The organism is Micromonospora echinaurantiaca (assembly GCF_900090235.1).
Classification (GTDB): Bacteria; Actinomycetota; Actinomycetes; order Mycobacteriales; family Micromonosporaceae; genus Micromonospora; species Micromonospora echinaurantiaca.
Map to the genome: position 1 here is coordinate 4,714,150 of NZ_LT607750.1, position 17,719 is coordinate 4,731,868.

Sequence of the window (17,719 nt, forward strand, 5' to 3'; positions counted from 1 at the left end):
ACCGGCGGGTGCCCGTGCGGTCAGGACCACCAGGTGGCCCGGCCGACCGGCCGGAAGCCGAGCGAGTCGTAGAGCGGGCGACCGGCCCGGGACGCGGTCAGCGTGACCGGAGACCCGGCCAGCTCCGCCAGCACCGCGTGCAGCAGCGCCCGGCCGACGCCCCGGGACCGGTGCTCGGGCAGCGTGGTCATCCAGTACAGCCCGGCCACCTCGGCGCGCACGGTCAGGCAGGCGCCGGCGGGTACCCCGTCGACCTCGGCGAGCAGGAACCGGACCCCGGGCCGGTCGAGCAGGGCCACCGGGAACGCCTCGCCCGGACGGTACGGCTGCAGCCGGCTCAGCGGGAAGCCGGACACGACCACCCGCTCGACCGTCGCCAGCCGCTCCGGATCGTCGACCGGCGTCACCCGCAGCGACGGCGCCGGGACCGGCGCGGGCGGGCGGATCATGACCGGCAGGTTCCGGGGCGTCAGGCCCGAGCCGGTCAGGTCCGCCCCGCCGAACGGGTCCTCGACCGTCACCGGGCCCGCGCTCCGCTCCCGGACCAGCGCGGCGATCTCGGCCAGATCGTCCGCGGCGGGTTCCGGGGTGCGCAGCAGGACCCGCAGGCCGGCCCGGTCGTCGCCGTGCACGGCGAGGAAGCCGGGCCGGCGGGTCACCGGGTGCCGCCGGGTCTCGGCGAGCGCCGTCCAGAGCGCGGCGGCGTTGCCGGTGGCCAGCCCGAGCTCGGCGGCGTCACCGGCCAGCCGGGGCGCCGCGTCCGGGGCGGTCGGCGGGGCGGCCGTGACGTCGACCGGGGACGGGGAGCGGGTGCTGCGGTGGGTCGGGCTCATGCCGCCACGGTAGGCGCCCGGGCGGCCGTTCCCGGAGAGCCGATCCCCGGCCGCCCGACCGGACCAATCCGGCTTCATGGACGGTCACCGCCTCCCCCGGCGACCGTCCACCGTCGACGGCTGAGCCGGGGCGGACCGGTGTCAGGCGGCCAGCGCGCGGGCGGCCACGGTGAGGTCGGCGACCAGCCCGTCGTACGCCTTGTCCTGGTCGTCGGCGCGCAGCACGGCGGACGGGTGGATGGTGGCCAGCAGCCGGGCCTCCGGCGCGTCGGCCACCTTGCCCTCGGTGTCCACCGGCACCCGCTGGAAGTCCTCGGGATGCTGGGCCGAGGCGGGCCACGGCAGCAGCTCGCCGCGCTGACGGGTGACCCGGAACGTCGGGCCGAGCAACGCCTTGGCGGCGGTGGCGCCCAGCACCACCACGATCTCCGGGTCCAGCCGGGCGAACTCGGCGACCAGCCAGGGGCGGCAGGCGGTGATGTGCACCCGGTCCGGGGTCTGGTGGATGCGCCGCTTGCCGCGCAGCTCGAAGCGGAAGTGCTTGACCGCGTTGGTCAGGTAGATGTGCCGGGGGTCGAGGCCGGCGTCGTCGACCGCCTTGCGGAGCAGCCGGCCGGCGGGACCGACGAACGGCAACCCCTTCTGGTCCTCCATGTCGCCGGGCTGCTCGCCCACGAAGACCACCCGGGCGCTCTCGTCGCCCCGGCCGAACACCGTCTGCGAGGCGTCCCGGTAGAGCTCGCAGCCACGGCAGCCGGTCGCCGCCGCGCGGAGCGCGTCGATCGTGTCCGCCTCGGGCGGGATGAACCGCTGGGCGCCGGGGGCGCTCTCGGTCTGCTCGGCCATGTCGACTGTTATATACCCGTTCGGGAGACTCCGCCGGGCCCGGCGGGGTCAGTACCCGCCGCCACCGCCGTCACCATCGCCGGAAGCCACCGCGATGAGCACGATGATGATCACGATCACCGCCAGCGCGACGGCGATCCAGACCCCCCGCTTCGATCCCGAAGCCATGGTCGCTCACCTCCGACGCCGCGCTTACCCCCTGCCGGGCGACTCACGCCCTCGCGCCGCGCGGTGCCGCCGCGCGCCGACCCGACCGGCGCGGTGCCACCGCGCGCGCCGACCGATCGGGGCCGCGCCGGTCCGCGTCGGCCCGTGCCGGCCCGCGGTGGCGCCGGTCGCCCGGCCGGCACCGGGAACCGGCGCGGGGCGTCCTGGCGGCGCGGAGCCGCCGGTCAGGCGGTGAAGCCGGCGCCGGGGGCCGGGCGGACCGCGTCGGCCAGCGCGTCGGCGAGCGGCTCGACGTCGCCGTCGGCAAGCCGGCTGACGGTGATCCGCAGCCCGGGCGGGCCGGCGATCCGGTAGAGGGCGCCGGGTGCGACCGCCCAGCCGGCGTCGCGCAGCGCGGTCAGCGCGCTGGTCTCGTCCGCCACCGGCAGCCAGACGTTGATGCCGCTGCGGCCGTGCGCGGCCAGACCGCGCCGGGCCAGCGCGGCGAGCAGCGCCCCGCGGCGCCGCTCGTAGCTGCCGGCCGCCCGGTCGACCAGCTCGGTCACCGCCGGGTCGCGCCAGAGCGCGAGGACCAGCCGTTGCAGCACGGTGGAGACCCAGCCGGCGCCGACCCGGGCCCGGCCGGCCACCCGGGCCACCGTCGTCTCGTCGCCCACCAGCACGGCCAGTCGCAGGTCGGGCCCGAAGGGCTTGCTCACCGACCGGAGGAAGGCCCACGTGGGGGTCGCCCCGGCCAGCGGGTGCAGCGGTACGCGGGCCAGCTCGGCGGCGTGGTCGTCCTCGATCAGCAGCAGGTCGGGCCGCCCGGCGAGCAGCTCGCGCAGCTCGCCGGCCCGCTGCGCGGAGACCGCCGCGCCGGTCGGGTTCTGCGCCCGGCTGGTGACCACCAGCGCGCGGGCACCGGCGGCCAGCGCCGACCGGACGCCGGCGACCAGCGGCCCGTCGTCGTCGACCGGTACGCCGATCGGGCGCAGCCCGAGGGCGGCCACCAGGTCGAGCAGGTTGGCCCAGCCCGGGTCCTCGACCGCCACCGCGTCGCCGGGGCGCAGGTGGGCGCCGAGCAGTCGCTCGATGCCGTCGAGCGCGCCGCCGGTGATGGTCAGCTCGTCGGCCGGTACGCCGTCGGCGGCCAGCCGCGCGCGGGCCGCCTCGACCAGGTCGGGCAGCACCCCGGCGCCGGAGTAGCTCACCGGGGCACCGGCCGCCGCGGCGAGGGTGGCCAGGTGCGGGCCGAGCGGGGGCAGCAGCGTCGCGTCGGGTTCCCCGGTGGACAGGTCGCGCAGGCCGGGCGCCGGCGGTGGGCGCAGCGCCGAGCGGCGGGCCGCCACCGGCGGGCGGGGCCGCACGCGGGTGCCGTACCGGCCGGCGGTGACCACCAGCCCGCGCTGGCGCAGCTCCTGATAGGCCCGGGCGACGGTGGCCGGGCTGACCGCCAGCTCGGCGGCGAGGGCCCGGACCGGCGGGAGCGCGGCGCCGGGCGGCAGGGCGGCGGCCCGGATGCCGGACTCGATGCTGGCCGAAATCTCGACGGCCGTCGTACCGGTGACCTGATAGCGTGCTGACACAAACAGAGAATTGTACTAGAACAAAGGCGGGAGCATGTACCCACCGACCCCTCGGACCACCGCCAGCCGCACCCGGGACCGGATGAGCTACGACCGGGCCGCCGCGCACGCCCTGCTGGACGAGGCTTACCACTGCGCGCTCGGGTTCACCGTCGACGGCGAGCCACGGGTGCTGCCCACCCTGCACGTCCGCCTCGGCGACACCCTCTACCTGCACGGCTCCACCGGCAGCCGGCCGCTGCTCGCCGCCCGGGGCGACGGGCTGCCGGTCTGCGTCGCGGTCACCCTGCTCGACGGCCTGGTCTACGGCCGCTCCCAGTTCCACCACAGCGCCAACTACCGGTCGGTGGTCGCGCACGGCACCGCCCGGCTGGTCACCGACGAGCGGGAGAAGGCCGCCGTCCTCACCGCACTGGTGGAGAAGGTCGGCGCCGGGCGCAGCGCGGACAGCCGCCCGCCGAGCCGCCGGGAACTGGCCGAGACCGCCGTGCTGGCGCTGCCGCTGCGCGAGGTCTCGGTCCGCGCCCGCACCGGGGGCGTACGCGACGACGAGGCCGACCTCGACCTGCCGCACTGGGCCGGGGTGGTGCCGCTGCGGCTGACCGCCGGGGCACCGGAGCCGGACGCCGGCGTCACCGCCCCGGTGCCGGCGTACCTGCGGCCGGACCGGTCGCCGTGGCTGGAGCCGGCGGTGCTGCGCGGCGAGCACGTGGTGCTGGAGCCGCTGCGCCTCGCGCACGCCGACGAGTTGCACACCGCCACCGCCGACCCGGAGGTCTGGCGGCACCTGGGCACCACCCTGCCGGCCGACGCCGCCGGAACCGCCGAGGTGGTCGCCGCCGCGCTGGCCGCGCACCACCGGGACGAGCGGGTGCCCTGGGTGCAGCGCTGCGCGGTCACCGGCGCCGTGGTCGGCACCACCTCGTACTACGAGGTCGACCCGGACCGGCGGGCGGTGGCGATCGGGTACACCTTCCTGGGCCGGCCGTGGTGGCGCACCGGGATCAACACCGAGGCGAAGCTGCTGCTGCTCACCCGGGCCTTCGAGGAGCTGGGCGCGCTGCGGGTGGTGTGGCACACCGACATCCGCAACGAGCGCTCGCAGCGGGCCATCGAACGGCTCGGCGCGACCCGCGAGGGGGTGCTGCGGATGCACCGGCAGCGCCCGGACGGCTCGTGGCGGGACACCGTGCAGTATTCGATGACCGTCGACGAGTGGCCGAACGCACAGGTCACGCTGCGGGAAAGGCTTCGCCGGGCGGCGCCGGTGGCGTGATGATGTCGGGCGTGCTGGGCATCACCGACATCTGGACGTACGTGCTGGGCACCGTGGCGATCATCCTGCTGCCCGGGCCCAACTCGCTCTTCGTGCTCTCCACCGCCGCGCAGCGGGGCGTGGCGGCCGGCTACCGGGCCGCCGGCGGGGTGTTCGTCGGCGACGGGGTGCTGATGGTCCTCTCCGCCGCCGGGGTGGCCTCGCTGCTCCAGGCGTACCCACCGCTGTTCCTGGTGGTGAAGTACGCCGGCGCCGCATACCTCGGCTATGTCGGGCTGACCATGCTGCGCGGGGCCTGGCGGCGCTGGCGGGACCGCAACGACCCGACCACGCCGCGGCTGATCGAGGCCGCGGAGCCGGCCGCGCTGCGCAGCCCGTTCCGCAAGGCGTTGGTGGTCAGCCTGCTCAACCCGAAGGCGATCCTCTTCTTCATCTCCTTCTTCATCCAGTTCGTCGACCCCGGGTACGCCTGGCCGGCGCTGTCGTTCCTGCTGCTCGGGCTGATCGCCCAGGTCACCAGCGCGCTGTACCTGACCGCGCTGATCTTCGCCGGGACGTTCCTGGCGGCGCAGTTCCGCCGGCGCCGCCGCCTCGCCGCCGGCGCCACCACCGGCGTGGGCGCCCTCTTCCTCGGCTTCGGCATCAAGCTGGCCACCGCCACCATGTGACCCGGCGCGGCACCGCTCAGGTGCCGTCGCCGCCGCCGGATCCGCCGCCGATGCCGGCGCCGCCGGCCGTGCCGCCGAGGCCGAAGCCGGGGTGCAGGGGTTCGTCCGGCGGGCGGCTGACATGCGCGGACTCGGTGAGGTTCGCGGACCAGTCGGAGTGCGCGGCCGCTGCCGCGTGCCGGTTGATCGCGTGCCGCAGCCACCCGTCGACCGTCGCGACCCAGTCCCGCCGCTCCGCGCCGGCGTGCCAGACCCGGAACCGGCTGATGCTCTGGTGGGTGATCCCGGCCAGGGCCAGCCGGCGGTCCATCCAGAGGATCACCTCCAGCCCGGCCGAGTTCGTCACGAAGATCACCTCCAGCTCGGTGATCGGCCCGGCGTAGAGCGGTGCCACCCAGTAACCCAGCCGCTGGTGCATCGGCAGCGCCTGTTCCACCCCCGGCAGCCGGCCGTCCAGCAGGCCGGCCTGGCGCAGGCTGAAGCCGAGCGTGTCCAGCGCGGCCAGGATGTGCGCCTGGGTGGGCAGCGGATGCACGAAGACCGGGACCATCGCGCCCTGATCAAGCTGCGGCTCGACGGCCACCTCGGTACGCAACCCCATCCGCAGGCTGAGCAGCGGGACCCCGCCGAAGATGGTCACCGGCGTCTCCCACGGCATCGGGAACGTGAACGGCATGGTGCGGGCCCGCCCGGCCCGCACCACGAACCCGCCGGAGACCGCCGCCTGGTGGAACTGCACCAGCCGGCGGGGTGCCTCCGGATCGTCCGGCTCGACGGAGGTGACCAGGCCGAGCCGGACGTGCCGCACCGGCACGTCGAACCGGCCGGCGGTGATCGTGATCCGCCCGGGCAGCCGCAGCCCTGGACGGGTGCTCGGGTTGGCCAGGGCGGTCTGCACCGACAGCCCGGTCCAGCCGGACTCCGGCGACACCCCGGTCAGCCGCACCGCGCTCCCCCGTCCCGGCGGACCGGGCGGGGGCGGTCCCGCCCGGGCGGGACCGCCCCGCCGCCAGCCGGCTTACCCGGCGGGACTCACCGCAACCGCCGCCCGCGCGGCACCGGGTCGGTCTCGTCGTCGAACTCGCCGATGACCTCCTCGAGCAGGTCCTCCAGCGCGACGAACCCGATCGGCCGGGCCGGGCCGCCACCGTTGCGGACCAGCGCGAGCTGCGACTGCCGGGCCCGCATCGCGGCCACCGCCTCGGTGACCGACGCGGTCGCCGGCAGGGTGAACGCGGCGGTCATCAGCTCGCCCGCGGTGGCCGGCCGGCCGGTCGTGGTGGCCCGCACCGCCTCGCGTACGTGCACCAGCCCGCAGACGTCGCCGGCGCCGTCCAGCACCGCCAGGCGGGACCGGCCGCTGTCCCGGCTGACCTGCTCGATCCGGTCGGCGGCGTCGTCGCGGCGCACCGTCACCATCCGGTCGAACGGCTCCATCACCTGCGCCACGGTGGTGCCCTGCAGCTCCAGCATGCTGGTCAGCAGCTCGTGCTGCTCGGCGCCGAGCAGGCCGTGCTCACGGGACTGCTCCAGCAGGATGCGCAGCTCGTCCGGGCCGTGCACCTGGGCGAGCTGGTCCTGCGGGTTCACCCGGAACAGCCGCAGGATCGCGTTGGCCAGCGCGTTCAGCGCGGACAGCACCGGTCGGGCGACCCGGGCGAAGGCCCGGAACGGCAGCGCCAGCAGCATCGCCGAGCGCTCCGCGTCGGTGATCGCCCAGGACTTCGGCGCCATCTCGCCGATCACCAGGTGCAGGAAGGTGACAATGCTCAGCGCGAAGATCAGCGCGATCGCGTGGCTCGCCGCGTCGGGCAGACCGACCGCGTGCAGCAGCGGGCTGACCAGGTGCTCGATCGCCGGCTCGGCGAGCGCACCGAGGCCCAGCGTGCACAGGGTGATGCCCAGTTGGGCGCCGGCCAGCATCAGGGACAGTTCGCGTACCCCGTCCAGGGCGGCCCGGGCCGCCCGGCCGCCGCCGGCGGCCGCCTGCTCCAGCCGGTACCGCTTGCTCGCCACCAGGGCGAACTCGGCGGCCACGAAGAAGCCGTTCAGCGCCAGCAGCAGCACCGAGCTGAACAGCGCGATCCCGGGGCTCATGCGGACACCTCCCGGCGCTCGCCCGGCTCGGCCAGCCGCAGCCGCACCGAGTCGGCCACGTGCCGGTCGACCGCGAGCACCTCGACCAGGGCGCGCGGCTCCACCGCGCCGTCCTCGCCGTCGGCGGGCAGGCTGATCTCCAGCCGGTCGCCGACCTCGGGCACCCGGCCCAGCTCGCGCATCACCAGGCCGGAGAGGGTGTCGTACTCGGGGGCCTCGGGCAGGGCGATGCCGGTGCTGTCGGCCACCTCGTCGATGCGCCAGCGGGCGGGCACCACCCAGGACCCGTCGTCCTGGCGGGCCGGGGCGCGCTCCGGCGGGTCGTCCTCGTCGCGGATCGGGCCCACCAGCTCCTCGGCGATGTCCTCCAGCGTGATCACGCCGGCGAAGCCGCCGTACTCGTCCACCACGCAGGCCATCTGCCGGTGCCCGGAACGCAGCCGGTCCAGCACCGTGGGCAGCGGCAGGGTCTCCGGCACCAGCAGCGGCGGGCCGGCCACCGCGCCGACCGGGGTGCTCGCCCGCCGGGCCGGGGGTACGCCGAGCACGTCGGCGATGCCGACCACGCCGACCAGGTCGTCGACGCCCTCGGCGCCGCGCACCGGGAACCGGGAGTGACCGGTGTCGAGCAGCTCGACCACCCGGCTGACCGGCTCGTTCGCCCGTACGGTGTGCACGTCGACCCGGGGCACCATGGCCTCGCCCGCGGTCAGCTGACGGAAGTCGAGACCCCGGTCCAGCAGGGTCGACATCTCGGCGTCGAGGTGCCCCTCCTGCCGGGACTCGGCGATGATCTGTTCCAGGTCCTCCGGGGTGGCGCCGCTGGGCAGCTCCTCGATCGGCTCGATGCCGACCCGGCGGAGCAGCCGGACCGCTGAGCGGTCGAAGAGGGTGACCGCCGGCCCGGCCACCTTGAGGTAGATCAGGGTTGACCGGGCCAGCGCCCGGGCGACCGGCTCGGCCCGGGCGATGGCCAGGTTCTTCGGCGCCAGCTCGCCCAGCACCATCTGCACGACGGTGGCGATGAGCAGGGCCAGCGCCACGGAGAGCGGCAGGCTCACCGCGCGGGAGACGCCGGCCACGCCGAGCAGCTCGGTCAGCCCGGCGCCGAGGAACGGCTCCGCGACGTAACCGACCAGCAGCGCGGTGACGGTGATGCCCAGCTGGGCGCCGGAGAGCATGAAGGAGAGCCGGCCGGTGACCTCCAGGGCCCGGGCGGCGGCCTGGTCACCGTCGTCGGCGAGCTGCTTGAGCTTGCCCCGGTCCACGGCGACGTAGCCGAACTCCTGAGCCACGAAGTAACCGGTGGCGGCGGTGAGCACGATGATGAGAAGGAGACCGACGACGATCAGCACGGGACGCTCAGGGCTCCCGGGGACGTCGGGGTCGTCAGCTGCCGGGCACGACCCGGCTGGCTACTGCTGCCCTCCTGGGCAGAGGAGTCGATCATGCACGCCATTTTATCGGCGGCGGCTGTGCGTCCGCTGAAGGTGTGCGGAAGGACCCGGGGTCGCCCGGTCCGGGCGGCCCCGAGCCCTGTCGTCCGGTTTCAGCTCTGGGTGACCGCCATGTCGTCCACGGCCGCCTCGACGAGGCTGGCGGTGCCGGCGTCTGCGGCCTCGACCAGGATCCGGACCGTCTGGCCGCTCAGCGCCGAGACGTCGGCGGCGGCGCTCTGCCAGGACGCCGCCCGGTTGCTCGCCGCGCCGGTCACGGTCAGCGCGGTGACGGTGCTGGTGCCGACCACCCGCACCCGGAGGTAGTCGGCGCTGGTGGCGTTGTTCAGGTGGGCCAGGTACCAGGAGAACGACAGGGTGAGCGTGCCGGTGGCCGGCAGCGTGATCGCCGGCGAGCGGATGCTGCTCACCCCGCCGTCCAGGTCGTACGCCCCGGCGCCGCTACCCGCGGCCGCCCCGGTCACCAGGTCGTAGCTGCCGCTGACCGTGCTGCCCAGCTGGGTGGTCACGCCCGAGCTGCTGGTCGCCGCGGGGTCACCGCGCTCCCACTGGCCCAGGGTGGCGGTGTCGGTGCCGGACGGGTTGGCCGTCCAGCCGGTCGCCGTCTCGAAGGTGTCGCTCCAGACCGTGCTGCCCGGCGGCGTGCCGGTGCCGCCCAGCGTCCAGACCGTGTACGTGATCGCGTCGGCGTTGCGGTCCAGCGCGGTGTCGTTGATGTTGGCGGTGGTGTCGCAGGAGCGGTGGTAGCAGGGGTCGAACGCCTGACCCGCGGTGCCGCCCCAGAGCGACGCCTGCGCGCTGGACTTGATCCCCTCGGCGCCGGTGAAGGTGCCGCCGGCCGGGATGCCGACGCTGATGAACGGGCCGTAGTCGCTGCGGCCGTCGAAGTCGGTGCCCCGGGTCGGCACTCCGATCGACGTGAAGTACGCCTGGATGGTCTGCTCGATCTGGGCGGAGCCGGCCGGGCCGGGGCCGGAGCCGACCCCGTCGGAGTTGTCGCCGTCGTAGACGAAGTAGCCGGCGTTGGGCGAGCCGACCATGTCGAAGTTCAGGTACTGCTTGATCCTGGCGCGTTCTGCCGTCGGCAGGCTGTTCACGTAGTGCCGGGACCCGCGCAGGCCCAACTCCTCCGCGCCCCACCAGGCGAACCGCAGGTGCTTGGCGGGCGCGAAGCCGCTGCGGGCCACCGCCAGCGCCACCTCCAGGATGGCCGCCGAGCCGGAGCCGTTGTCGTTGATGCCGGGACCCGCGCTGACGCTGTCCAGGTGGGCTCCGGTCATCAGCACGGCGTTCGGGTCGCCACCGGGCCAGTCGGCGATCAGGTTGTAGCCGGTGGCGCCGTTGTAGCTGAACGACTGCACGGTGGTGGTGAACCCGACCGCGTCCAGCTGGCCCTTCACGTAGTTGACCGAGGCCAGGTAGCCGGGCCGGCCGTGCGCCCGGTTGCCGCCGTTGGCGGTGGCGATGGACTGGAACTGGGTGAGGTGTGCCTTCACGTTGGCCAGCGGGATGTCCGGGGCGGCGGCGAGCGCGGCGGGCGCGGCGGTGGGCGCCGGGGCGGTGGGAGCGGCGGCGGCCGAGGTGGCGGTCAGCGCGGTCGCGGCCACGACGGCCAGCCCGGCCAGCCAGCCGGGGCGGGGGGTACGGGATCTCATGGGTCCTCCGGGGTGCGGTGGTCCGGTTCCGCCGGGTGGGGCGTCGACCGGGTGGCGGCCATTGATCGATGACCATCACTGCGAAGCGTGCCGCCGGGCCCGGAACCCGGCAAGAGGGAAGACGCAGAATCGCCGCAGTCCCGGAATTGGGACGCGGCGGGACGCATCCCCGCGAGCGGCGGTGGATGCCACCCCGACGGACGACGCGGACAGCCGCGGTACGCCACGCCCGCGCGGCGGGGCTCAGCGGTCGGCGAGCTCGTCCACGTCGAGCAGGCTCGGGTCCACCCGACCGGTGCGGTAGGCGGCGCGGCCGATCATCTGCGCGGCGACCGGGGCGGTGGCCATCTGGAACATCCCGACCAGCGCCACCATGCCGAGGTCCTCCGGGTCGCGCAGCCGCAGCGCCACCCCGACGAGCAGCAGCAGCACCCCGAGCGTCTGTGGCTTGGTGGCGGCGTGCATCCGGTCCAGCACGGTCGGGAAGCGCAGCAGGCCGATGCCGGCGATCAGGCTGAGCAGCGCGCCGGCGATCAGGAAACCGGCACCCACCCAGTCGGCAAGCATGCCGAGCATCAGACCGCCCTCCACCCGATGGTCGGGACGGGCATCGGGACCCGGCCGGCGGGTGGGTCGAGCAGCGGGAACCGGCCGGCGGGCATGGCGGGCATCAGGACTCCTCCCGGACGGCGAAGCGGACCAGCGACACCGAGCCGACGAAGCCGAGCAGCGAGAGCACCACCAGCACCGGCAGGCTGGTGGCGTTCCGGTTGACCGCCGCCTCGGCGCCCACCGCGCCGATCATGGTGGCGAGCAGCATGTCGGCCGCGATCACCCGGTCCAGCAGGGACGGGCCCCGGTAGAGCCGGACCAGCGCGAGCAGCGCGGTGATCGAGAAGAGTCCGGTGAGGACGGTGGCGAGGACGGCGGTCACGAACGGTCTCCCTTCGGTACGGGATCGGGCTGCACCAGGCGCAGCTCCGCAGGCGAGCCGACGGCCCGGACGAGCTGCTGCTCGACGGCGAGGATCCGGTCCCGGCCGGCGGTCAGATCCTGCGGGCCGCGCACGTCGAGCACGTGCACGTAGAGGGTCCCGCTGTCCCGGTCCACCTCGATGATGAGCGTCCCGGGCACCAGCGAGATCACCTCGGCGGTGAGCGCCAGGTTCAGGTCGGTGCGCACCCGCAGCCGCACCGCGATGATCGCCCCCCGGGGCCGGAACCCCGGCCGCACGGCGATCCACGCGACGTGCAGGCTGGCCCTGACCAACTCGCCGGCGAAGCTGACGGCGAACACCAGCAGCGCACCGGGCCGCAGCCGGCCGCCGAAGGTCACCGGTGGCAGCGGGAAGAAGACCAGCACCGCGCCGCCGACCAGCAGCCCGCCCAGCAGGTTGCCGACGGAGAAGTCCCCCCAGAGCAGGATCCAGATCAGCACCAGCCAGCCGTACGCGATCAGCTGGTCGCGCCAGCGGACCACCCGACCGCGTACGTCCCGCCCCCGGTCCGCCGGCTGCGCGTTCACGGCGCTCCATGCGGTAGCACGGCCCGGACGTACGGGGTGCGCTGGCGCAGGTCCACGGCCGCGTCGGCGGTGACCCGGAAGAGCGGTCCGGCGACCACGGTCATCGCCAGCCCGAGGGCGACCAGGGCGACGGTGGCCCCGACCATCAGGCCGGGGGGCCGGACGGCCGGCTCGTCGACGGCCAGCCGGGGCGCCCGCCAGAAGGCGATGTTCCACACCCGGGACGCCACGTAGAGGGTGAGCAGGCTGGTCAGCGCCCCGGCCGCGATCAGCGCCAAGGGCAGCGGGCCGCCGGCGGCCACCCCGGCCTGGAACAGGCTGACCTTGCCGAGGAAGCCGGAGAACGGCGGGATGCCGGCCAGGTTCATCGCGGGCACGAAGAAGATCACCGCAAGCACCGGGGCCACCCGCGCCAGGCCGCCGATGCGGCGCAGGTCGGTGCTGCCGGCCCGGACCTGGATCAGGCCCACCACCAGGAAGAGCGTGGTCTGGATGGTGATGTGGTGCAGCACGTAGAAGATCGCGCCGGTGAGACCGGCGACGCTGCCCAGCGCCACCCCGAAGATCATGTAACCGATGTGGCTGACCAGGGTGAACGAGAAAAGCCGCTTCAGGTCCGACTGGGCCACCGCGCCCAGGATCCCGACGATCAGCGTCAGCCCGGCCACCACCAGCAGCAGCGTCCCGGCGTGGCCGCCCGGGAAGAGCAGCGTCTCGGTCCGGATGATCGCGTACACGCCGACCTTGGTCAGCAGGCCGGCGAAGACCGCGCTGACCGGGGCCGGCGCGGTCGGGTAGCTGTCCGGCAACCAGGCCGACAGCGGGAAGACCGCCGCCTTGATGCCGAAGGCGAGCAGCAGGGTCAGCTCCAGCATCAGCCGTACGCCCGCCGGCAGGGCGTCCAGCCGGTGGGCGAGCTGGGCCAGGTTGACGGTGCCGGTCGCCGCGTACACCAGGCCCACCCCGGCCAGGAAGAGCATCGACGACAGGATGCTGACCACCACGTACGTCGAGCCGGTGCGGATCCGGGCCTCGGTGCCGCCGAGGGTGATCAGGACGAAGCTCGCGGCGAGCAGGATCTCGAAGCCGACGAAGAGGTTGAACAGGTCGCCGGCCAGGAACGCGTTGGTCACGCCGGCGGTCAGCACCAGGTAGGTGGGGTGGTAGATGGTCACCGGCGGGACGTCGCCGAAGTCGCCCTGACCCTGCCCGATGGAGTAGAGCAGCACGCAGAGGGTGACCGCGGCGGAGACCACCAGCATCAACGCGGCCAGCTGGTCGGCGATCAGCACGATCCCCACCGGCGCCGGCCACCCGCCGATCTGCGTCACCACCGGCCCGTACCGGTACGCCTGCACCAGCAGCGCCACGGCCACCGTCAGGGTGGTGACCAGACAGCTCACGCTGATGGCGCGCTGCAACCGGGGCCGGCGGGCCAGCATCAGGGTCAGCGCGGCGCCCAGCAGCGGCACCACCACCGGCAGGCACACCAGCCGGCTCACCGGGCACCCCTGCGCGCTGGCGACGGATGCCCGGTCATCGTTCGCCGTCCGGTTCCGGCGGCCGGCGCGGCGGCTCCGGGTCGACCTGCTCGGGGTCGGAGTTCGGGCCCTCGCCGCCGAGATCGGCGGGGCCTAGTTCGTCGCGCTCGGCCCGCCGCCTGACCTGCCGATCCTCCAGGTCGTCCGGCACCTCGTCGTCGCCGGTCAGATACCAGCTGCGATAGCTGACGGCCAGCAGGAACGCGGTGAACCCGAAGGTGATGACGATGGCGGTGAGCACCAGGGCCTGCGCCAGGGCGCCGCTCATCTCGTCGGTCGGGGCGGTGCCCACCACCGGCGGGGCGCCCGGCCGCCCGCTGAGCAGGATGAGCAGGTTCACCCCGTTGCCGAGCATGATGACGCCGAGCAGGATCCGGGTCAGGCTGCGCTCCAGCAACAGGGTCACCCCGCAGGCGACGAGGATGCCGATGGCGAGCACCACGGTCAGTGTCGGGCCCGTCCCGCCGTCCCTCACGGCCGCTCCCCCTCGGGTTCGGCGGCCAGCCCGCCACCGGCCCGGTCGGCCGCCTCGATGTGCCGGTCCACCTGGGTGCCGAGGCTGCGCAGGATGTCCAGCACCAGCCCGACCACCACCAGGTAGACGCCGATGTCGAAGAAGAGCGAGGTGACCAGGTAGAAATCGCCGATCAGCGGCAGCGACAGGTCGATCTTCGCGCTCTGCAGCACCGACCCGCCGGCGGCCAGCGCGATCACTCCACTGCCCACCGAGACGGCGAGCCCGGCGCCGAGCAGGGTGCCGGCGCTGACCGGGGCCGCCTCGGCCAGCTCGTACCGGCCGCCGGCCAGGTAGCGCACCACCAACGCGAGGCTCGCCACCAGGCCGCCGGAAAACCCGCCGCCCGGCGCGTTGTGCCCGGAGAAGAGCAGGAACAGGGATAACAGCACCACGGTGTGGAAGATCAGCCGGGTGATCACCTCCAGCACCAGGGACCGGCGCCGCTCCTGGAGCCGGGCTCCGCCGCGCAGCCAGACCGGGCGCTCCGGGCGGGCCGGTCGGCCCGAGGGCTCCGGCCGGCGCGGACGCGGCCCGGTGCGGGACCGCTCGAAGATCAGGCTGGCCACCCCGGTCGCCGCCACCACCAGCACCGAGAGCTCACCCATGGTGTCCCAGGCGCGGATGTCGACCAGGGTCACGTTGACCACGTTGCGGCCGTAGCCCTCGCTCACCGCCAGGGCCGGGAAGGCGTCCGCGATGGGAGTCGCCTGACGCGCGGTCGCGGCGGTCAGGGCCAGGCCGGCGGTGACCACGCCGGCGGCCACCCCGATCGCCCGCCGCGCCCAACGGCTGCGCCGCAACGGCCGGGCCGAGAACCGGTCCGGCAGCCGGCGCAGCACCAGCACGAAGATCGCGATGGTGGCCGTCTCCACCAGGAACTGGGTCAGCGCCAGGTCCGGCGCGCCGTAGAGCACGAAGAGCATGGCGGTGCCGTAGCCGGTGGTGCCGACGAGCAGCATCGCGGTCAACCGGCGGCGGGCGTTGACGGCGAGCACCGCGGCCACGGTGATCACCAGGAGCACGACCGGTTGCAGCGGCGTGTACCACAGTGCGACGCCCTGCGCCCAGGGCCGGGCGAGCAGCATCGCTCCGCCGGGGACCACGACCAGCGCCACCAGGATGACGCCGAGGTACTGCGGCAGCGAACCCCGCTGGGTGACGGCGGTGACGTCGGCGGCGACCCGGTCGAAGCGGCCGATCACCCACTCGTACCCCTGGTTGCCGTTCACCGGCGCGCGGAGCCGGGCCAGCACCGGGGCCAGCGGACCGCGCAGCACGAAGAGCAGCGCGCCGCCGGCCACCGCGAGGGCGGAGAAGCCGAGCGCGGGGGTCAGGCCGTGCCACAGCGCCAGGTGCGCGCCGACGCTGCCGAAGAGTTCGGCGTACGGGTTGACCAGGCCGTCCAGCGTTCCGGCGGCCGGGCCGGCGACCAGCCCGACCCCGGCCAGCAGGGCGGGCGGCAGCAGCATCGGCCACGCGACCCGCCCGACGTCGGTGGTCGGCACCTGCGGCCGGGTGGCGAACGCGCCCCAGACGAACCGGGCGCTGTACGCCACCGTCAGCGCGGTGCCGGCGACCAGGACGGCGAGGGCGAGCGGCCGGTCGGTGAACGCGGCCAGCACCGCCTCCTTGGCGACGAAGCCGACCAGCGGTGGCAGGCCGGCCATCGACGCCGCGGCCAGCACCGCGACGGTGGCCAGCAGCGGCGCGGCACGGCCCAGCCCGGACAGTTCGGTCAGGTCCCGGGTGCCGGTGCGGTGGTCGATGATGCCCACGACGAGGAAGAGCGCCGCCTTGAACAGCGCGTGCGCGAGCAGCATCGCGACGGCGGCCAGCGCCGCGTCCGGGGTGCCCACCCCGGTCACCGCCATCAGCAGGCCGAGCTGGCTCACCGTCCCGTACGCCAGCAGCAGCTTCAGGTCGGTCTGCCGCAATGCCGCCCAACCACCGACGACCAGGGTGGCCAGGCCGCCGACCAGCACCACCGGCCGCCACGGGGCGACCGCGGCGAGCACCGGCGCGAGCAGCCCGACCAGGTAGACGCCGGCCTTCACCATCGCCGCCGCGTGCAGGTACGCGCTGACCGGCGTGGGCGCCGCCATCGCCACCGGCAGCCAGGTGTTGAACGGCAGCACCGCCGACTTGGCCAGCGCCCCGACCAGGATCAGCACCACCACCGTGCTGAGGTACGCCCCGTCGGGCAGCGGCCCGGCGGCGATCTCCGACCAGCGGTAGCTGCCGGCGTGCTCGCCGAGCATGACGAACCCGACCAGCATGGTCAGCCCGCCGAGCGTGGTGACGGTCAGCGCCTGGGCGGCCGCCCAGCGGCTGGACCGACGCTCGGTGCTGTGCCCGATCAGCAGGTACGAGAAGACCGTGGTGAGTTCCCAGGCGACGTAGAGCAGCAGCAGGTCGTCGGCGAGGACCAGGCCGAGCATGGCCCCGGCGAAGGCCACCATGACCGCGGCGAACCGGGCCAGCCCGAGCGAGCCGGGCCCGAAGTAGCGGGCGCTGTAGACCAGCACCAGGGCGCCGACCCCACCGATCAGCAGGGTCATCAGCCAGGACAGGGTGGTCAGCCGCAGCGCCAGCGCCATCCCGAGTTGACCGACCCAGGGGTACGTCTCGACCACCGCGCCGCCGTCGCGCACCGCGGGCGTGCGGGCCAGGGCCCAGCCGAACGCGGCGGCCGGTGCCAGCGCCAGCGGGTAACAGGCGCGCGGGCCCCACCACCGGACCAGCAGCGGCGCCACGAGGGCCGCCAGGAGGTGGAGGATCAGCAGTACGAGCACCCGCACTCCAGGTCGAGGTGGCAGCGGCACCGCTGTGGTGGGACGGCACCTACGAGCGATCAGACGCCAGTTCGCCGCTCGACGGGCGGTTTTGCCGGAAATCGCCCGCCCAACGCCGCGCCGTGCCGCCCGTGCCCCGCCGCTCCCGTGCGCGTCCGTCGGCTCCCGGGTCGCGGTCGGTCTCGTGATCGTCTGCTGGCTGGCAGGTCGTCGACGGACGGGCGTGCCTGCCGAGGGACAGACGATCAACGGGACGACTCGGGCTCCGGGCGAGCGCGACGCCGGCGCTGTTGGCCGGGGGCTTTCGGTGTCAGTGGAGCGCGACGTCGGCAGCGGGCAGCGCCTGCTCCCGGGCCGGCCGGTCCCACCGTGCCTCCACCAGCAGGTCGGGGCGGCCGAGCTGGCGTACCACCCGGTTGACCACCCGCTGGGCGGCGGTGAGCGACCGGACCGAGAGCAACCGGCCGCGGCTCTCCCGGCGGAGCACGAAGAAGTGCACCGCGGCGCGGACCTGGCCGCGGTCGGCGGCACTGGCCTGGGCGGTGGAGACCACCAGCTCGCGCAGGCAGGCGGCGAGGCGCTCGGCCAGCTCCAGCTCGGGGCCGGTGAGGCCGGCGCGGACGGCGGCGAGATGACTCTCGACCTTACGGATCAGCACGTCGGTGCCGGGCTCGAAGCTCCGCTGCTCGACCGCCATCCGACCCCTCCGCCCCGCTGCGCGTTGCGAGTGAAGTTACTTTATGTTGCGCCGCCCTAGCAAGCAGTTAAGTGAGACGTACC

Annotated in this window: 16 protein-coding genes; 2 read left to right on the top strand and 14 right to left on the bottom strand. The window is 74.7% G+C overall.

Going from position 1 to position 17,719, the window contains the following annotated elements; all coding sequences use genetic code 11:
- Positions 1–20: 20 nt before the first annotated feature.
- The 3 genes from GA0070609_RS21130 to GA0070609_RS21140 form a co-directional block, all read right to left on the bottom strand.
- Positions 21–833 carry a GNAT family N-acetyltransferase gene (locus GA0070609_RS21130; RefSeq protein WP_088997879.1) on the bottom strand — a complete coding sequence of 271 codons (813 nt, stop codon included), beginning with the start codon at positions 831–833 and terminating at the stop codon, positions 21–23.
- A gap of 141 nt (positions 834–974) precedes the next feature.
- Entirely contained in the window at positions 975–1,679 is a 705-nt protein-coding gene (locus GA0070609_RS21135; protein ID WP_088995384.1) for a UdgX family uracil-DNA binding protein, read from the bottom strand.
- Positions 1,680–2,071: 392 nt separating this feature from the next.
- The gene (locus tag GA0070609_RS21140) at positions 2,072–3,412 is read right to left on the bottom strand and encodes an aminotransferase class I/II-fold pyridoxal phosphate-dependent enzyme (RefSeq protein ID WP_088995385.1); all 1,341 of its coding nucleotides are present in this window, start codon (positions 3,410–3,412) and stop codon (positions 2,072–2,074) included.
- 34 nt (positions 3,413–3,446) lie between these two features.
- Between GA0070609_RS21140 and GA0070609_RS21145 the strand changes: the two genes are divergently transcribed.
- Positions 3,447–4,688: a bifunctional pyridoxamine 5'-phosphate oxidase family protein/GNAT family N-acetyltransferase gene (locus tag GA0070609_RS21145; protein WP_088995386.1), complete on the top strand. Its 1,242-nt coding sequence runs from the start codon at positions 3,447–3,449 to the stop codon at positions 4,686–4,688.
- Complete coding sequence (gene leuE, locus GA0070609_RS21150; protein ID WP_088995387.1) at positions 4,688–5,356, top strand: leucine efflux protein LeuE; 669 nt, start codon at positions 4,688–4,690, stop codon at positions 5,354–5,356. Before GA0070609_RS21145 ends, leuE begins: the two co-directional genes overlap by 1 nt.
- 16 nt (positions 5,357–5,372) lie before the next feature.
- Here the strand turns inward: leuE and GA0070609_RS21155 are convergent, their stop codons facing one another.
- The 11 genes from GA0070609_RS21155 to GA0070609_RS21205 form a co-directional block, all read right to left on the bottom strand.
- The gene (locus tag GA0070609_RS21155) at positions 5,373–6,302 is read right to left on the bottom strand and encodes a sporulation protein (RefSeq protein ID WP_088995388.1); all 930 of its coding nucleotides are present in this window, start codon (positions 6,300–6,302) and stop codon (positions 5,373–5,375) included.
- An 86-nt stretch (positions 6,303–6,388) separates the two neighbouring features.
- Entirely contained in the window at positions 6,389–7,453 is a 1,065-nt protein-coding gene (locus tag GA0070609_RS21160) for a hemolysin family protein (RefSeq protein WP_088995389.1), read from the bottom strand.
- Positions 7,450–8,808 (bottom strand): hemolysin family protein, encoded by a 1,359-nt coding sequence (locus GA0070609_RS21165; protein ID WP_088995390.1) that lies wholly within the window; start codon positions 8,806–8,808, stop codon positions 7,450–7,452. Before GA0070609_RS21165 ends, GA0070609_RS21160 begins: the two co-directional genes overlap by 4 nt.
- 194 nt (positions 8,809–9,002) lie before the next feature.
- Positions 9,003–10,565 (bottom strand): M28 family metallopeptidase, encoded by a 1,563-nt coding sequence (locus tag GA0070609_RS21170; protein WP_088995391.1) that lies wholly within the window; start codon positions 10,563–10,565, stop codon positions 9,003–9,005.
- Between the two features lie 243 nt (positions 10,566–10,808).
- Positions 10,809–11,141, bottom strand: a complete 333-nt coding sequence (mnhG, locus tag GA0070609_RS21175) for a monovalent cation/H(+) antiporter subunit G (RefSeq protein WP_088997880.1) — start codon at positions 11,139–11,141, stop codon at positions 10,809–10,811.
- A 94-nt stretch (positions 11,142–11,235) separates the two neighbouring features.
- Positions 11,236–11,499 carry a monovalent cation/H+ antiporter complex subunit F gene (locus GA0070609_RS21180; RefSeq protein WP_088995392.1) on the bottom strand — a complete coding sequence of 88 codons (264 nt, stop codon included), beginning with the start codon at positions 11,497–11,499 and terminating at the stop codon, positions 11,236–11,238.
- Complete coding sequence (locus tag GA0070609_RS21185) at positions 11,496–12,089, bottom strand: Na+/H+ antiporter subunit E (protein ID WP_088995393.1); 594 nt, start codon at positions 12,087–12,089, stop codon at positions 11,496–11,498. The genes GA0070609_RS21180 and GA0070609_RS21185 overlap by 4 nt, the downstream gene beginning before the upstream one ends.
- Positions 12,086–13,591: a Na+/H+ antiporter subunit D gene (locus GA0070609_RS21190; protein WP_088995394.1), complete on the bottom strand. Its 1,506-nt coding sequence runs from the start codon at positions 13,589–13,591 to the stop codon at positions 12,086–12,088. Before GA0070609_RS21190 ends, GA0070609_RS21185 begins: the two co-directional genes overlap by 4 nt.
- Before the next feature lie 34 nt (positions 13,592–13,625).
- The gene (locus tag GA0070609_RS21195) at positions 13,626–14,105 is read right to left on the bottom strand and encodes a Na(+)/H(+) antiporter subunit C (RefSeq protein ID WP_231928366.1); all 480 of its coding nucleotides are present in this window, start codon (positions 14,103–14,105) and stop codon (positions 13,626–13,628) included.
- Complete coding sequence (locus GA0070609_RS21200) at positions 14,102–16,939, bottom strand: Na+/H+ antiporter subunit A (RefSeq protein WP_088997881.1); 2,838 nt, start codon at positions 16,937–16,939, stop codon at positions 14,102–14,104. Before GA0070609_RS21200 ends, GA0070609_RS21195 begins: the two co-directional genes overlap by 4 nt.
- A 310-nt stretch (positions 16,940–17,249) precedes the next feature.
- A complete protein-coding gene (locus GA0070609_RS21205; protein WP_088995396.1) occupies positions 17,250–17,636 on the bottom strand; it encodes a hypothetical protein in 387 nt (128 codons plus the stop codon).
- Positions 17,637–17,719: the final 83 nt, after the last annotated feature.

What these genes read in the sequence shown, in the direction of transcription:
- GA0070609_RS21130 (WP_088997879.1), bottom strand. Translation starts at nt 833, where the DNA reads ATGAGCCCGACCCACCGCAGCACCCGCTCCCCGTCCCCGGTCGACGTC.
- GA0070609_RS21135 (WP_088995384.1), bottom strand. Translation starts at nt 1,679, where the DNA reads ATGGCCGAGCAGACCGAGAGCGCCCCCGGCGCCCAGCGGTTCATCCCG.
- GA0070609_RS21145 (WP_088995386.1), top strand. Translation starts at nt 3,447, where the DNA reads ATGTACCCACCGACCCCTCGGACCACCGCCAGCCGCACCCGGGACCGG.
- leuE (WP_088995387.1), top strand. Translation starts at nt 4,688, where the DNA reads ATGATGTCGGGCGTGCTGGGCATCACCGACATCTGGACGTACGTGCTG.
- GA0070609_RS21160 (WP_088995389.1), bottom strand. Translation starts at nt 7,453, where the DNA reads ATGAGCCCCGGGATCGCGCTGTTCAGCTCGGTGCTGCTGCTGGCGCTG.
- GA0070609_RS21170 (WP_088995391.1), bottom strand. Translation starts at nt 10,565, where the DNA reads ATGAGATCCCGTACCCCCCGCCCCGGCTGGCTGGCCGGGCTGGCCGTC.
- mnhG (WP_088997880.1), bottom strand. Translation starts at nt 11,141, where the DNA reads ATGCTCGGCATGCTTGCCGACTGGGTGGGTGCCGGTTTCCTGATCGCC.
- GA0070609_RS21205 (WP_088995396.1), bottom strand. Translation starts at nt 17,636, where the DNA reads ATGGCGGTCGAGCAGCGGAGCTTCGAGCCCGGCACCGACGTGCTGATC.